General features: G+C 63.5%; 19 protein-coding genes. 2 read left to right on the top strand and 17 right to left on the bottom strand.

Features of this window, described 5'->3' with window-relative positions; all coding sequences use genetic code 11:
* Positions 1–85: 85 nt before the first annotated feature.
* The 13 genes from ACSQ3Z_RS30515 to ACSQ3Z_RS30575 all read right to left on the bottom strand — a co-directional run bounded on the left by ACSQ3Z_RS30515 (position 86) and on the right by ACSQ3Z_RS30575 (position 8393).
* Positions 86–325 (bottom strand): hypothetical protein, encoded by a 240-nt coding sequence (locus ACSQ3Z_RS30515; RefSeq protein ID WP_436175190.1) that lies wholly within the window; start codon positions 323–325, stop codon positions 86–88.
* A 216-nt stretch (positions 326–541) separates the two neighbouring features.
* On the bottom strand, positions 542–1015 hold the full coding sequence (locus ACSQ3Z_RS30520; protein WP_436174938.1) for a hypothetical protein: 474 nt from the start codon (positions 1013–1015) through the stop codon (positions 542–544).
* A gap of 110 nt (positions 1016–1125) precedes the next feature.
* Positions 1126–1860 carry a cytochrome c biogenesis CcdA family protein gene (locus tag ACSQ3Z_RS30525; protein WP_436174939.1) on the bottom strand — a complete coding sequence of 245 codons (735 nt, stop codon included), beginning with the start codon at positions 1858–1860 and terminating at the stop codon, positions 1126–1128.
* Between the two features lie 29 nt (positions 1861–1889).
* Complete coding sequence (locus tag ACSQ3Z_RS30530) at positions 1890–2681, bottom strand: DsbA family protein (RefSeq protein WP_436174940.1); 792 nt, start codon at positions 2679–2681, stop codon at positions 1890–1892.
* A 63-nt stretch (positions 2682–2744) separates the two neighbouring features.
* The gene (locus tag ACSQ3Z_RS30535; RefSeq protein WP_436174941.1) at positions 2745–3485 is read right to left on the bottom strand and encodes an SCO family protein; all 741 of its coding nucleotides are present in this window, start codon (positions 3483–3485) and stop codon (positions 2745–2747) included.
* Entirely contained in the window at positions 3485–3814 is a 330-nt protein-coding gene (locus ACSQ3Z_RS30540; RefSeq protein WP_436174942.1) for a hypothetical protein, read from the bottom strand. Before ACSQ3Z_RS30540 ends, ACSQ3Z_RS30535 begins: the two co-directional genes overlap by 1 nt.
* A gap of 15 nt (positions 3815–3829) precedes the next feature.
* Positions 3830–4357 carry a TlpA family protein disulfide reductase gene (locus ACSQ3Z_RS30545; RefSeq protein WP_436174943.1) on the bottom strand — a complete coding sequence of 176 codons (528 nt, stop codon included), beginning with the start codon at positions 4355–4357 and terminating at the stop codon, positions 3830–3832.
* Entirely contained in the window at positions 4354–4962 is a 609-nt protein-coding gene (locus ACSQ3Z_RS30550; protein WP_436174944.1) for a DsbE family thiol:disulfide interchange protein, read from the bottom strand. Before ACSQ3Z_RS30550 ends, ACSQ3Z_RS30545 begins: the two co-directional genes overlap by 4 nt.
* A gap of 168 nt (positions 4963–5130) precedes the next feature.
* Positions 5131–5571: a DUF411 domain-containing protein gene (locus ACSQ3Z_RS30555; protein ID WP_436174945.1), complete on the bottom strand. Its 441-nt coding sequence runs from the start codon at positions 5569–5571 to the stop codon at positions 5131–5133.
* A gap of 65 nt (positions 5572–5636) precedes the next feature.
* Complete coding sequence (locus ACSQ3Z_RS30560) at positions 5637–7073, bottom strand: multicopper oxidase family protein (RefSeq protein ID WP_436174946.1); 1437 nt, start codon at positions 7071–7073, stop codon at positions 5637–5639.
* A gap of 134 nt (positions 7074–7207) precedes the next feature.
* Positions 7208–7603: a hypothetical protein gene (locus ACSQ3Z_RS30565; protein WP_436174947.1), complete on the bottom strand. Its 396-nt coding sequence runs from the start codon at positions 7601–7603 to the stop codon at positions 7208–7210.
* 105 nt (positions 7604–7708) lie between these two features.
* Complete coding sequence (locus ACSQ3Z_RS30570; protein ID WP_436174948.1) at positions 7709–7948, bottom strand: GDCCVxC domain-containing (seleno)protein; 240 nt, start codon at positions 7946–7948, stop codon at positions 7709–7711.
* Between the two features lie 22 nt (positions 7949–7970).
* The gene (locus tag ACSQ3Z_RS30575; protein WP_436174949.1) at positions 7971–8393 is read right to left on the bottom strand and encodes a MerR family transcriptional regulator; all 423 of its coding nucleotides are present in this window, start codon (positions 8391–8393) and stop codon (positions 7971–7973) included.
* A gap of 70 nt (positions 8394–8463) precedes the next feature.
* On the opposite strand from ACSQ3Z_RS30575, the gene ACSQ3Z_RS30580 reads away from it, so the two are divergent.
* The gene (locus ACSQ3Z_RS30580) at positions 8464–10653 is read left to right on the top strand and encodes a heavy metal translocating P-type ATPase (RefSeq protein WP_436174950.1); all 2190 of its coding nucleotides are present in this window, start codon (positions 8464–8466) and stop codon (positions 10651–10653) included.
* Between the two features lie 439 nt (positions 10654–11092).
* Positions 11093–12013, top strand: a complete 921-nt coding sequence (locus ACSQ3Z_RS30585) for a complex I NDUFA9 subunit family protein (RefSeq protein ID WP_436174951.1) — start codon at positions 11093–11095, stop codon at positions 12011–12013.
* A 120-nt stretch (positions 12014–12133) separates the two neighbouring features.
* Here the strand turns inward: ACSQ3Z_RS30585 and ACSQ3Z_RS30590 are convergent, their stop codons facing one another.
* The 4 genes from ACSQ3Z_RS30590 to ACSQ3Z_RS30605 all read right to left on the bottom strand — a co-directional run bounded on the left by ACSQ3Z_RS30590 (position 12134) and on the right by ACSQ3Z_RS30605 (position 15066).
* A complete protein-coding gene (locus tag ACSQ3Z_RS30590) occupies positions 12134–12469 on the bottom strand; it encodes a 4a-hydroxytetrahydrobiopterin dehydratase (protein ID WP_436174952.1) in 336 nt (111 codons plus the stop codon).
* A gap of 139 nt (positions 12470–12608) precedes the next feature.
* A complete protein-coding gene (locus ACSQ3Z_RS30595) occupies positions 12609–13436 on the bottom strand; it encodes an SAM hydrolase/SAM-dependent halogenase family protein (RefSeq protein ID WP_436174953.1) in 828 nt (275 codons plus the stop codon).
* The gene (locus tag ACSQ3Z_RS30600) at positions 13433–14368 is read right to left on the bottom strand and encodes an oxygenase MpaB family protein (protein ID WP_436174954.1); all 936 of its coding nucleotides are present in this window, start codon (positions 14366–14368) and stop codon (positions 13433–13435) included. Before ACSQ3Z_RS30600 ends, ACSQ3Z_RS30595 begins: the two co-directional genes overlap by 4 nt.
* Before the next feature lie 239 nt (positions 14369–14607).
* Positions 14608–15066 carry a YbhB/YbcL family Raf kinase inhibitor-like protein gene (locus ACSQ3Z_RS30605; RefSeq protein WP_436174955.1) on the bottom strand — a complete coding sequence of 153 codons (459 nt, stop codon included), beginning with the start codon at positions 15064–15066 and terminating at the stop codon, positions 14608–14610.
* Positions 15067–15154 lie beyond the last annotated feature (88 nt).

Raw genomic sequence — 15154 nt, forward strand, 5'->3', positions numbered from 1 at the left:
CGTCGTCCACGGTGACACCGTGACGCGTGAAGTCGAGACGAACGGACAAGTCGGCACGCGGCCACGAAAGCCGCGTTGGTCCTGACTACATGCTGAGAATCTTCTTGGCTTCGTTGAGCGCGGCCTCCGATCCTGCATGATCGCCGGCGGCATGCAATTTCTCGCCTTGGGCTCGCAGGTCTTTGACCTTAGCCAAATCGGCCTCCGAGAGGGTCGCGGTCGGCAGCGCCGCGTCGATCGCGGCCATGATGGTCGGGCATGAATTCGCAAAAGCAGTTGCTGGGATGACCGACAAGAAAAGCGCAAGTGAAATTGAGCGTAACATGGCTGTTCCTCCCTGCCGGCACCCGGATTGCATAGCATCGACGGCCGGCCGGTAATAATACATCGCAGCACCCGCTACGGCAATCGCCATGCGGGAACCCATGTGCCTATCTGGCGCGCCGCCGCCCGGCAGGCAATCTGCACCTGCGGGTTATCGGCGAAGGAGTTCATCAATGGCAGGCAGCGCGAGATTGCGGCTGCCAGCGCCGTCTTACTGTTACATACCGCCGCCGCAGCCGTCGGAGAGGTCCCACACATCGACGATCTGCTCGCCGGTGAAGCCGCGTTCATGGATCAGGTATTTCGCCAGCCCGCCATACATCTTCCAGCGCCAGCATTGGCAGCAACACGGACCTTTCTCTTCGGATTTGGCCATCGCATAGTCGTAGGCCTTCTGTTCGGTGCTGGTGAGCTTCACATCGTAGTAAGGCATCACCTTCTGCGCGATGCCCGACGGGATATCGTATGGATCGCTCGGGATCATGGCGATGTCGCGGTATTTGGTCAGGCCATTCACCTGCTCGACATAGCGCTTCATTTCCATCGGGCTGCAACATGACCCCTTGATCCGCGACGTGCTCGGCATTGTTGCGATCGACTCCGTGAACGTGCCCGAACAGGTGCTGTTGCCATTTTCGCTAAGGTCTTTGAAGCGGCTCGCCAAGCTGGTGTCCTCGGCGGCGATCGCCAAATCCGATTCCTTGAGAAAGCCGGTAACCGTCGCCAAGCCAAAAACACCGAGAGCAACCATTCGTCTGTTTGGGCACATTGTCCGGATCATGGCTAATTCCTTTCCCGGCCTCAGCCGATGCGCGTGAAAATGGGAAATTGCTCCAGCAGCCAGAACGAGAATGTCGACATCCGTCCGGTGATCATGGCGAGCCCCATGACCACCATGATGCCACCGGCCGCCGGCTGCAGCAGACGACCCGCCTGGCGCATCGCCTTCAGCCGCCGCACGAGGCCGTCGGTGAACAAGGCGGCAAGCAGGAAGGGAACACCAAGGCCAAGCGAATAGATGGCAAGCAGGGCAACGCCATCGGCGACCGTTGCCGAGGCCGCACCCACGGTCAGGATCGAGCCGAGGATCGGACCGATGCAAGGTGTCCAGCCGAAGGCAAAGGCAAGGCCGAGAGCGTAAGCGGACATCGCGCGTCCACCCGGAGCGGCGGCGTGAAACCGCGCTTCGCGCATCATCCAGCCCGGGCGGACGAGCCCGATCAGGAAGAGTCCGAACAGGATGACGATGGCGCCGCCGACGAGGTTGAGCTCGACGCGGTAGCTGAGCAGCAACCGGCCGAGCGCGGTGGCGCTGGCGCCCAGCACGATGAAGACAGTCGAGAATCCGAGCACGAAGCAGAGGCCCAGGGCTGCCGCTGACAAGCGGGCCATCCGGTCGGCAGGCCCGTCCATGGGCGTCCGGCCGGCGACATAGGAAACATAGCCCGGCACCAGCGGCAGCACGCAGGGCGAGAGAAACGACACGATGCCCGCCGCGAACGCGGTCAGCACGCCGATGTTGGAGAGTTCGGGCATTCAGCTGTTCCCGGTTGCTGGTGCGTGCCTCATTTCTGCAAGGCCCGTGCTTGCTCGATCAGTTTCTTCATTGTTGCGAGATCAGTAGCGCCAGGGAAAATCTGGTCGCCGACGACGAATCCCGGTGTTCCGGTGATCTTTAGCGCCTGCGCCAGTTCCGCGTTCCGGTCTATCGACGCCTGGATGTCGGGATGCTGCATGTCGGTCTTCAGGCGCGGGACGTCGAGGCCGACCTCGGCCGCAACCTTGAGCACGATCGCTTCGGTCACCCTTGTCTTGGCGCCGAGCAGTGCCTTGTGGAACGCCGCGTATTTGCCTTGCCGCTCGGCCGCGAGCGCCGCCTTGGCCGCGAACACCGAATCCGGGCCGAGGATGGGAAATTCCTTGTAGACGATCCTGAGCTGCGGATCGTCGGTCACGGCTTGCGCCATGATCGGTGCCACCTGGCGGCAATAGGGGCAGTTGTAGTCGAAGAACTCGACCAGGGTGACGTTGCCCTGCGCGTTGCCACCGACGGGGCTCTGCTTGTCGCGGAAGATGTCGTCGGCTCGCGACGTGAGTGCCGCCTTTGCCTCTGCCGCCTCGGCCTCGCGCTGGCGCGCATCCAGACTTTGCAGCGCCTGCATGACGACCTCCGGATGCGCGAGGATATAGTCGTGCACCCGCTGGTCGAACTGGTCCTGGGACATTTCGCCGCCCGCGCTCGCCGGTCGCTGCGCGCCTTGAAGGCCGAGCAAGAGCCATCCTGTCACGCCGGCAAGCAGAAGGGCGCGGACAAGCCCGCCCTCGTATCGACTTGCCTGTTTCGCGCTTGTGATCATATGCGTCTCTCCTTGCCATCCGTGGGGCGGCCCGCTGTCGGCCTGCCGCCGGTGAAAAATGCGTCAAAAGAGGTTCTTTAGTTTAGCCAGCCAGCCTTCTTCCGGTTCATCGTGCGGACGCTCGATGTTGTTGGTCAGCGCGTTGACCAGGGTGACGAGATTGACCGACGCGAAATTCAGGCCGTAGAAATTCGCCCGCCAACGGCCCTCCTTGTCGATCACATGGGTGACGATGCCGTGCATCTGATAGCCGTCATCCGACAGGGTGAACTTGTGGCCGAAGGCTTCCGCCAGCTTGCGGGTCGAGTCCTCCGACTGACCTTGGTTGGTGGTCAGGAACAGCCAGTTCACAGGATCGAGCCCGTGCGCTGGTCCGTAGTCGCGCAGCACGTCCGGCGTGTCTCGGGTCGGGTCGGTGGTGATGGTAACAAAGGCGACCTGACCCTTCATCGGCGTGCCGTTCACCATGGCCTGAATCTCGGCAATCTTCTCGGCGTGCAGGGGGCACACGTCCGGGCACGATGTGTAGATGAAGTGGAGCACGACGACCTTGCCGCTGAGATCGGCCAGCCGCACGACTCGTCCGTCGGCGGTGCGCAGCGTGAAATCGGGCGCCGGCTTGTCGATCGGCTGGAAATACTTCTCGTCGCCCTGAAGCATGGCGTCGACTTCATCCAGCGAGTGCGCTTGCGCGCCGTGGACAAAGCCGGAGATCAGCGCCGTCAGAGCGATCAGGCTGCGCAGCAAGCGCATCCCCAAAGCCGGAGAGAGAGCCTGTGGCTCGCCTTGGGCCCGGACGAACATCAACCATTGCCTTTCAGATTGATGGGCACTGCCTTGGCGCCATCGCTGTCCCCGTCGCGTTTTTGGGCGACGTCCTCGGTCGAGCATGACCGGCCGGTCATCCGGCTCATGCACAGGCCAAGCGCGCACATGGCAACGCAGGGCAACACGCTGAGCAGCAGCGGCGCAATTCCGGCGGCGACCAGCCATGTCCAGTTGAACGCGAGGCCGGCGATGGCAATGGCCGCGCCGGCAGCGATCAGGCCACGTCGACCGCCGAGAGTGTGGCGGATGGTGGCATCGCGTCCGGGCGAGGCCTGTCTGGTTTGGGTGAGTTCTGTCGTGGTCATCTATCGGGTCCTTTCTCAGTTGGCGGCAAGATACCTGCGGATGTACGCGACCATTTCGGGTGAATCCCATTCGGCGGGGCCGATCAGCCGACCGATCTCCTTGCCTTTGCGGTCGATCAGCAATGTCAAGGGAAGGCCGAGCGCGCCGAGCGTGAACATCGCCTTGCCCGATGTGTCGATGTTGAGGGCAAGGTGCTCGATGCCGATCTCGGTGAAGAAGTTTTTCACCTTGTCCGGGCCGCCACGGTCCATCGACAGCGCGACGACCGCGAAGTCCGGCCCGCCAAGTTTGGCCTGCAGCCGGTCGAGCGTCGGCATTTCCTTTCGACAGGGAGCGCACCATGTCGCCCAGATGTTGAGCAGCACGACCTTGCCACGGAAATCCGCAAGCGTTTTCGGCCGACCGTCGGCGTCCTCAAACCGGATTTCCGGCACGGGGACGGGAGCCTCGTGAACGACAAAGTTCTGCGGCGGCTCGACGGCCGATGCGGGCTGCGTCACCGCGAGCAAGGCGCCGAAGAGGGCGAGAGCGAGCATCTTCATGGTCGCCGCTCCTTCGCCTCGGCTCTCAGGCGCTCGACGAGCGGCAGAATCGTCTTCTCAAGCGCCTCTTCCGTAACCGCGCCAATGTGCTTGTAGGCGATGCGGCCATCGGCGCTCACCACGAAGGTTTCCGGTACCCCGTAGACACCCCAGTCGATGGCGACGCGGCCGTTCAGGTCCGCGCCGGTGCGTGTGTAGGGATCGCCCATCGTGTCGAGCCATCGTGCGGCGTCATCAGGCCTGTCCTTGTAGTTGAGTCCATGCAGCGGCACCGTCTTGCTTGTCGCTAGTTGCACGAACACAGGATGCTCCTCGCGGCAGGCCAGGCACCAGGATGCGAAGACGTTGACCAGCGAAACTTCGCCCCGCAGGTCGCTGCTAGACAGGCCAAGCGTGCGGCCCTGGACCGGCGGCAGGCTGAACTCGGGCACCGGCTTGTCGATCAGCACCGATGGAATATCCGATGCGTTGCGTGTGAGCCCCCAGGCGAGCACGATGGCGAGCCCGGCGAAACCCATCACAGGCAGGACGACCAGCAGCCGTCGTAGCGCAGCGCGCCGGATGGCCGGCGGTCCCGCATCGGATTGAACGTCACCGCTGGTCATGATGCACCCGGTCTATTGGGTCGACGTCCCGTCAGTACATATCTTGCGAGTGCTGCGACGGCGAGCACCAGAACCAGCAGGACAAGAAAGCCGGCTACGGACACGAACGTCATGGCCAGCCAGGTCTTGGCGGGGCAATCTGACATGTTCGTCAACATCGCGGTGTCCCTACTCCGTGGCGTAGACGGTGGGTGCTTTGCCGTCCTTGGTGAAAGCGTAAATCGTCCAGGTTCCGTCCTTCTCGCCGCCCATGCCTGGCGCGCCGGTCGGCATCCCAGCCAGCGTGATGCCGGTGATGGCGGGCCGTTCCGTCAAAAGCTTCCTGACGATATCGACCGGCACCAGGCCGTCGACGACATAGCCGTCGACCATCAACGTGTGGCAGCCTTCGAGATCGGCCGGCACGCCGGCATCGCTGCTGATTTGCGAAAGATTGTTGACGGCCTTGATCTCGACCTTGAAGCCATTGTGCTCCAGATAGTTGGCGTAGGATTCGCAGCAGCTACATTGCGGGTTCTTGTACATCACCGCATTGATCGTCGCCGCGACAGCGGGTAGGGGCATTGCTATCGCGACCGCGAAGGCGGCGAAGGCGTAGGTCGGTTTCATGTGCAGTTCTCCTTGGTTGATTGGTAGATCTGGTTGACGAAAAGGTTCAGCGGTTGGCGAAGAAATCAGGTTACTCGGAAGACGGTCATGAGGCCGGCCATCTGGTGGTCGACGATATGACAGTGCAGCATCCAGTCGCCGGGATTGTCGGCGACGAAGGCGCATTCGACCGTGTCCTTGGGGGCAAGCAGCACCGCGTCCTGCCATTGCCGGTGCGGCACCGGCGAACCGTTGCGCGAAAGCACCAGCATGCTGAAGCCGTGGATGTGCATGGGATGCCACCACGCGGTTTCGTTGCGCATGGTGAGATGACAAGTGGCGCCGCGTTTCAGCGTGAACTGCGGCATCATGCCGGCATGGCCGTCGCCGGTCATCGACATGCCGTTGATCGCCCAGGCAGCGCCGCCATTCATGCCGGGCGTCGCCATGCCCATCATGCCGCCGACGCCGGCGAGCTTGCCGCCGCCCATCATGCCGCCTTGCAACACGATCTGCTGGCGCTCGGCCCCGGCGAGGTCGGGTTCGGGCAAGGGATTGCGCGGCAGGCCGACAGGCGCGTCGAGAGGATGGGCGCGCAGCGGCGTCGCGTTGTCGTAGGCAAGGTTTGTCAGCGTGTAGGCAAGGCCGTCATAAAAATCGTCGACCACAGCGTGGCGGCTGCCGGGGTCGCCCTGCATGTCGAGCACGATGTCGATGCGCATGGCCGGCGCCAGCAGCAGACGGCCACCCTCCGGCTCATGCGGGTCGCAGGGCTGACCGTCGATGGCGACAACGACCGGGCGATGGCCTTCGAAGCGCAGCGCCATGATGCGGGCGAGCGAGCCATTGGCGAGCCGCAGCCTGACGCGCTCGCCGGCTTTCACGCTCTGGTCGGCCGGCACCGTGCCGTTGATGGTGACGACATTGCCGACGCGGCCAGACATCGACGCGTCCATGGCACTGCCGAAGCCACCGGCGATCTGCCCGTCGGAAGCAAGCCGCCAGTCCTGCAGCAGCCAAAGAAGGTCGCGATCGACGGCGACGGGCTCGCGCTCCTCGACGATGAGGGCGCCGGCAAGGCCGCGGCCGAGCTGCACGAGGCTATCGGCATGCGGATGGTACCAGAAAGTGCCGGCGTCGGGCGGCGTGAACTCGTAGACAAAGCTCGTCCCCGGCTTGATCGGCGGTTGAGTGAGGCCCGGCACACCGTCCATGCCATTCGACAGGCGGATGCCATGCCAATGGACCGTGGTGTCCTCCTCCAGCCCGTTCTCGACAGTAATGCGAACCGGCTGGCCTTGCCTGAGCCGCAGCGCCGGGCCGGGGACAGTGCCGTCATAAGCCCATGCGGACGTGGCTGGGCCGTTCGGGCCAGTGAACCGCACCTTGTTCGGCGCGACCTTGATCAGGCGTTCGTCCACGGCAGACGCGCGCCCGGGACGCGTCGACGCGGATACGGCAACGCTGGCGACCGCCGCGAGAAACCCCCGGCGGGATATGGAATAATGGAAATCGTCATTCACCCTTGTAGCCCTTTGCGATCTCGATCGATGGCGGGCATGCCGACATCAACTGGATTGCCATGCGTGCCTGCGGCACTTCGTTGCGCGCAGGCGATCAGGCGCCGGGGATCAGCCGTAAGACGGCTGAATCGGCATCAGGCGCTGGGTCTGGGAGGGTAAGGGTCGGGCAGGGAACTTCGCCCGCACAGGAACGGGGCGGGTAGCGCCGGCGGCTGCCGCAGCCTGGGAACCACCGCTATGGCGAGACCCTGAGGCAGCACCGCAAGCACCGGCGCAATGCACGTCGGCGGACAATGCATCGGATTGTCACTGCCGCTGGCATCCTTGAGGCAAGCCTTGCAATCGCCGGCCATGGCGCCATCGGCCATCTTGGCCATGCCGGTATCGGACGACATGGTCATGCCATCGCCCGCTGTCATTGCCATCCTTGCCGACATGACGCTGGCCTGAACTGCAGACAGGCTGAACCCCGCGGTCAGGAAGACCGCGAGCAGTATGACGAGCAGATGTTTTGGCGAAAGCCGGGCCATGATCCGCTCAGGCTGATCGCAAAGCGCTACTTTTGCAAGTCCCAAGCCCGTGATTGCCAGATGCTGCGACATCAGGACCGCCCGGAATGGCCTGGCACGATCTCGTCAATCCCGACAACCCGCGTCGCCGCAGGCCGCTGGGCGCCCTTCCGCACGCGCCTCCTGGACCGGCGGACACGGCACATCTCCGTAGGAGCAGAAAACGCAGCAATCCTCCGCCTTCGGGCGAAGCAACGTCCCGCAACCCTTGCACTCGTAGAAGAACTGGCAGGCATCGCCTGGCATCGTTTCGACGGCCCGGTGTCCGCAATCGGGGCAGGTGAGGGTGGATGTGAGCTGCGTCATTCGGGTAGCACCAGTTCGGCAATCAATGCCGGGCATGTTCGCATTGGCTGTGGTCCGCCAGCACCTCGATGACGCGGCATTCGCCGACCTTTCCGTGCCGGCAGCCTTCGACCATGATCTCCAACTCGGCCTTCAATGCGGTGAGGCTGCGTATCCGCTGAACCACGTCGGCCAGCCGCGCCTGCGCAATGGTATCGGCGGTGGCACAGGGCTGGCTGGGATTGTCCTGCAACGTCAGCAGGGTGCGGATGGCTTCGATCTCGAACCCCAGCTCTCGGGCATGGCGGATAAAGGCCAGCCGGCGCAAGTCGCTCGTCTCATAGAGCCGGCGGTTGCCGTCGCTGCGGTTCGGCTCGGGCAGCAAACCGATCTGCTCATAGTAGCGGATGGTCGGAACTTTCACGCCGCTCTGTCGGGCCGCTTCGCCAATCGGGACACTGCTCATCAATTTTCGCTTGCTCCTCTAGTCGCTAGAGAATGTAGCGTGGCGCTGGAACGGTTCAAGGAGTGAGACGATGGCTGCAACCGCCGCCCAAACCCGCTATCGCGTCGAAGGCATGGATTGTGCCGGCTGCGCGACGAAAATCGATGGCGCCGTGCGGCGCATGCATGGCGTCGAGGACGTGAACGTCTCGGTCACATCTGGCACCATGACCATCAGGCATAGGGCGGAAAGTGACCTCGCCGCGATCGAGAAAAAGGTGACGGGCCTCGGCTATTCCGTGGCTCAGCTCAAGGCCGGACAGAATGCCAAGCCGGCCGCGCACGGCGCCAACGACGATCATGACCACGCTGGCCACGATCACTCTGGCCTCACCGGCCACGATCATGCTCCGGCCTCGGGCCCGTGGTGGAACTGCGCCAAGGGCCACCTGACCATCGCCAGCGGTGTTGCGCTGGCCGCGGCTTTTGCGGTTCACACCGTCTGGCCGGCCACCGGCGTATGGGTTTTCATTGCCGCCATGCTGATCGGCCTGGTGCCGATTGCACGGCGGGCGGTGATGGCCGCGCTCGCCGGCATCCCCTTCACCATCGAAATGCTGATGACCGTCGCGGCCGTCGGCGCCGTCATCATCGGCGCCGGTGAGGAAGCCGCGACCGTGGTCTTCCTGTTTCTGGTCGGCGAGTTGCTGGAAGGGGTCGCCGCCGGCAAGGCGCGCTCCAGCATCCAGGCGCTGACCACGCTGGTGCCCAAGACGGCCCTGCTGGAGGAGAATGGCGCCACTCGCGACGTTCCGGCCGGTGCCCTGAAGGTCGGCGCCGTCATTCTGGTGCGGCCGGGCGATCGCATTCCAGCCGATGGCAAGATCATCGAGGGCGAAAGCGCCATCGATGAATCGCCGGTGTCGGGGGAAAGCGTGCCGGTCCGCAAGGGCGTCGACGCCGAATTGTTCGCCGGCACCATCAATGGCGACGGCGTGTTGCGCATCACCGTGACGGCGGCGGCGTCCGACAACACCATTGCCCGCATAGTCAAGCTGGTCGAGGAGGCGCAGGAGAGCAAAGCGCCGACGGAACGCTTCATCGACCGCTTCTCGCGCTGGTACACGCCTGCCGTTGTCGCCGTGGGGGCTCTGGTCGCAGTCGTCCCGCCGCTGGCCTTCGGCGGCGACTGGAACGAATGGATCTACAAGGGCTTGGCGCTGTTGCTCATCGGCTGTCCCTGCGCTCTCGTCATATCGGTGCCGGCGGCCATCGCGGCTTCGCTTTCGGCCGGCGCCAGACGCGGTCTGCTGATGAAGGGAGGTGCTGTGCTGGAAGGCCTCGGCAAGGTCACCGCCGTGGCCCTCGACAAGACCGGAACGCTGACCGAAGGCAAGCTCGTGGTGACCGATGTCATGGCGGTCGGCGTCAGTGAAAACGACGTGCTGTCGCTGGCGGCCGCACTCGAAACCGGGTCGAGTCATCCGCTGGCGCTGGCGATCCTGCGAAAGGCCAGGGCTGACCGTGTGCCGGTGCCGCAGGCGGCGGAAGCCAGGGCGCTAGGCGGCAAGGGTGTCGTCGGCCGTGTTGGCGGCAAGAACGTGTTCCTGGGCTCGCCGATCGCTGCCGGCGAAAAGGCCGCGCTGCCGGCCGATCAGGCGGCCCGCATCGCCGAACTCAACGATGAAGGCAAGTCGGTATCGGTGCTGCTCATCGACGATATGCTGGCCGGTTTCATCGCCATGCGCGACGAGCCCCGGCCGGACGCAATGGCCGGCCTAAGGGCTTTGACCGACGCCGGCATCAGGACTGTCATGCTGACCGGCGACAACCAGCGCACGGCGTCGGCGATCGGCAGGCAACTCGGCATCGAGGTGCGCGCCGAGCTGCTGCCGCAGCACAAGCAGCGCATCGTCGGCGAGTTGAAAGGGCAGGGGCTGACGGTCGCCAAGGTCGGCGACGGCATCAACGATGCGCCGGCGCTCGCCGCCGCCGACATCGGCATTGCCATGGGCGGCGGCACCGATGTCGCCCTGGAGACGGCAGATGCGGCGGTGCTGCATGGCCGCGTCGGCGACGTCGCCGCGATGATAAGGCTGTCTCAGGCGACCATGACCAACATCAAGCAGAACATCACCATGGCGTTGGGGCTAAAGGCGGTGTTCCTGGTGACGACCGTAGTCGGCATCACCGGCCTTTGGCCCGCCATCCTGGCCGATACCGGAGCGACGGTTCTGGTGACGGCCAACGCCATGCGGCTGTTGCGCTGGAAGGGCCTTTAGACGCGCTGGAGCAAAGCCCGCTCTGCCTCGTCGAGCCCGTCTTGAAGGCGGAGCGGGCTTTGCTCACTGGCTTTCGTATGCACTACGTGTGCAGTGAGAAGTTTGATGTAGCTGAGGGGCTTTCAGATGCTGCGGCAAAATCGTAAATTCGGATACATTTGGGCGGGCGTCCCTTGCCAAATGGTCTGTCGTTCCAGCACGGCATCGGAGCCTCGACGGGCGGCGCATCGTCAACGACGTCCAATAGCAGAATCGCGATCTGCTCATCAATCGCCGGAATTCCGCAAGGAGTGGGGTCATTTTCGATCAGTTGACGGACGAGATCGATCCAATCTGTACCAGGTACCCCAGATGGTAGATTGTGGTCAGTAGGCGCGCCGTCCACGTGACCTGAACCGCCGGGTCGAGACGGCTGACATGAGCCGACAAAGTCTAAGCCATGGCTGCCATGAACCATCGCGTCGTCACCGTGTTCGGTGGAACCGGGTTTCTCGGCCGCCGCGTTGTTCGGCATCTCCGCAATGGTGAGTTTTTCGTTCGGATTGCATCAAGACATCCGGAACGGGCCAAGAAATTGTTTGGTTCTGATGATCCGCAACTTCAATCGGTCGAAGCCGATATCCACGATGAGCGGGCGATCGCCCGTGCACTTGCCGGTGCCTACGGTGTTGTAAATGCGGTCAGTCTTTATGTCGAACGGGGACAGGAGACCTTTCATTCCGTGCATGTCGAGTCGGCTCGGCGGGTTGCAGCCCAAGCACACCGAGCTGGCGTCGAACGGCTCGCTCACGTTTCAGGAATCGGCTCCGATGTTGCCTCGCCGTCGCTCTATATCCGCAAGCGTGGCGAAGGCGAACTGGCGGTGCGTGCCGCGTTTGCTGACGCCACCATCATCCGCCCGGCGGTGATGTTCGGACCGGATGACGCATTTCTCACCATTATCCTCAAACTTCTCCGCCGGCTTCCAATCTATCCGATGTTCGGTCGCGGCCTGACGAGATTGCAGCCGGCCTATGTGGGCGATGTGGCAGAGGCGACCGCAAGAGCGCTGCAGGGGACGGAAACCCATGCGATCACGTATGAGTGCGGCGGTCCTCGCGTCTACTCTTACGAGGAATTTCTCAGAGCCGTTGCACACCAAGCCGGCCTTAGACCCAGACTAGTCCCAGTGCCATTTGCCGCTTGGCACGCACTGGCATGGGCCGCGGAAATGCTTGCGAGCCCGCCCGTCACTCGGAATCAAGTGGAGCTGATGCAGGTCGACAATGTGTCATCGCCGCAGATGCCCGGATTTGAAGAACTTGGCGTTTCGCCGCACCAGGTCGAGGAAATACTCCAGGAGATGTTGCGCGATCACTGATCAATGAGCCTCTTCGGTACAGCTCTCAGGCGCCACGATTGAGTGTCCGGAAATCGCGCCAACCGGCCAACTATGAATGCGATTTGGGACACGTTCCGGTCGTTGGGGTGCCGAGTGCCTCTATGAACCGGCGAGCAGGTTGATCTTCGCGGCCATGATGAAGTCGTTCTCGTGCAATCCCTTGATCTTGTGAGTCTGCAGCGAGACTGCCGCATAACCCCAGCCGAAGCAGATGTCGGGATGATGCCGTTCTTCTTCCGCCAATCGGGCAACTTTGTCGACGAAGCCGAGCGATTGACGGAAGTCCGCAAATTTGAATTTGCGGCTTAGCAGGCGCGCCTCCTCTAGTTCCCAGCCAGGGGTCTGGGACAGATAGCCCTCGGCTGCCTCCTGCGTCAGCGGCGCGACGCCGCCGCGGCAGGGCGTACAGGTTTTCTGAGCAATACCATCGGTCATGACAACCTCCCTTCGTGCTCATTCCGGGTGTAGCGTTCGCGTTTTTCACCTCGCCCGGTATTTGCTCGCATAATGCTTGGCGAGAGCCTTGCGAATCTGCTCGGCAAGGCGCTTGTTGCCGGTCGTCGCCTGCACCTTGTCATCGCCTTTTTGCGGCTTCGGCAGATCGGCACCCGGGCCTCGTTTCGTTGATTTGCGCATCGCAATAGATCAACGCCGTCACGGACAACCGGTTTCGTTCAAAGGACGATCTCCACAGGACTGCCGATCGCAAGACCGAGCTCGCCGTCCGCGCGCCCTTGATTGACCGCATCTCGGCAAGCCCGTTCGAGTTCTCGTACCAAAAGGCCGTGCCAGGCGGCCGATTGCTGAAGGTCGTCGCGCCATCCAGCACGCGATCTGCTGCGGCGAGCCTTGCGCCTGCCGGCAGCCTGGCCGCCCTCAGGCCGGTCATGGCATTGCCGAAATGGTCGATATAGACGATCTCGGCGAGGTCCTCCGGCCAGTCTCTACGGCGATCTGCTTCATCCCGGCGCGGCCTGCCGGGCGGCCGCTCACCGCGTGCCAGCATGGCAGCGACCGGGGCAAATAGGTCACGCCCGTGGAAGCTGGCAGACAGGCGCTCTGGCTTCCAGTCGATGTCCCAGCTGAACGTCTCGGCTGCGCTGCGCTGGATCAGCTCGAACAGGCCGTTGCCGGGACCGACGTACCAGCGACTGTCGGCCTCGACGATGACGGACGGCCGTGTCCCTCCGACGCCTGGATCGACGACACAGAGAAAGACGGTTCCCGCAGGAAACCACTGCGCGTAGACCGCCAGCAGGTAGGCCGACGCCTTGGGATTGCCGACCGGCGCATCGGAGAAGAGGTCGATCGCGGGGATGCCCGGCGCCATCTGGTGCAACACAGCCTTCACCTGACCCGTGTAGGGGCCGTGCAAGCCGAAATCCGTGAACAAGACAATCATAGACGGGCGCCGACTGCGCTGCGCTGGACATATAAATAGTCGGCCGGCAGGCGCATCCGCCGGCAGGCCTGAACGGCCGGGTTGGTTTCCATAACGAGGCGATCCGCCAGAACCCCTGCCTGCCGGACTGCCTCGGCTTCCCAACCGTGCAAGCCGTGCCCGGAGAGCCCCACCAGGGCCTGGACCTGAGAAGGCACCAGATCGACGGCAGCCGCTACCAGTAGGTGCTGTGCCGGCCTCAGCGGCAGCGGCAGGATAGGCGCCGAACGCATGATCGCGAGAAATTCGAGCACAATGGTCGAGCGCTCCAGCCGTCCGGCTGTCGCATGGAACAGCGCTTCAAGCTCGCCTTCCGATCCCGGTGCGCCTGTGGCGCCGAAAAGGCGCGCAGCGGGAACGCCCTCGGCATAACAGCGGTTGCGCTCCGATGCAGAGAGCTGCCGCACATAGACGTGATAAGCTTGGACAAAGCCGTATGTTGCCGTGCCCTGAACCCAGTTCAGAAGGTCGGGGTCATTGGCGCAATACGTCTCGCCTGATGATGTCACGCCTGCGACCCGGTCGTGTATCTGCCGAACACGTGCGATCATGGCCTCGGCCCTGGTGCGGGAGCCGTAGATCGTCACCATGGCAGCGAGCCCCGTGCTGTGCAGTCGCCGAATTGGATTCTGACGGAACGACGTATGCTCCCATACGCCAGTGCGCACGCGCGGTTCTGCAAGCTCCATGATCACGGCGGTGACGCCGCCGATGAACAACGAAAGCGGGTTCTTGAACACGCGCCACGACACGGAGTCCGACGATACCAGTCCGGCCTCGCCGATCGGTCGCGAGAAATCGATGTGAGGCCGGTCGCCAGGTTGCAGCACCGCCCGCGCTAAGGCCTCCAAGAGGCTTTGCGACGGCCAAGGCAGGACGATCGGCGTGGTCATGGCACGAGCGCCATTCACAAAAAACGCGCGCACCCAGCAGCGAAGTTGGGCCGCTGGATGCGCTTGGAGACACTACGGCCACTTTCTGCGGTGCTCGATCGCGCACAATAGCTCAATTGGATGACAGTGCCCACCCCGAGCGGACGCCGCGACAGCCGCGGGGGCCATTACGACCAGTGATGCCGCTCATGACTCGCAGGCCCTCGTCAAGTTGCCAGAGTTCACACGAACGAAGACTATCATCGCTCATACACTCCGACGAGAACCGCCTCGGCGAGGAGATGCCTGCGCGCTTCTCGTTCGACCCCCTGACACGATGGGTCGTTGCCGAGCGGCAGGTGATCGATCGACAGCGCAAGCAGCCGGAAGTGATAGCGGTGTGGGCCGTGGCGATGCGGTGGGCAGGGACCACCGTAACCTGGTCGCCGGAAATCGTTGGTTGCCTGCTTGAGGCCTTGCTTGCCGGGGTGCCATGCAGCGCCTTCGGCCAACTCCATACAATCGGCCGCAATGTCATAGGCCGCCCAGTGATGCCAGATCCCCGCCGAGGCGTCGGGATCATCGCAGAGAAGGACAAAACTGCGGGTTCCTGCCGGAGCGCCGGTCCAGCCGAGCGGCGGGGAAAGGTCCTGACCGTCGCAAGTGAAACGCCGCGGGATCGTCGTACCGTCCGCAAAGCCATTTGAAATGAGCTGCATGGGTCACCTCTGACGCTATTGCCGCGCCGCGCAGCACTCGTCCCCAAACGCCAGGTGCCAGGCAGAACTGGCAGGAAGCGCGGGCGTC

It is taken from the genome of Mesorhizobium sp. LjNodule214 (genome assembly GCF_964252735.1).
Classification (GTDB): domain Bacteria; phylum Pseudomonadota; class Alphaproteobacteria; order Rhizobiales; family Rhizobiaceae; genus Mesorhizobium.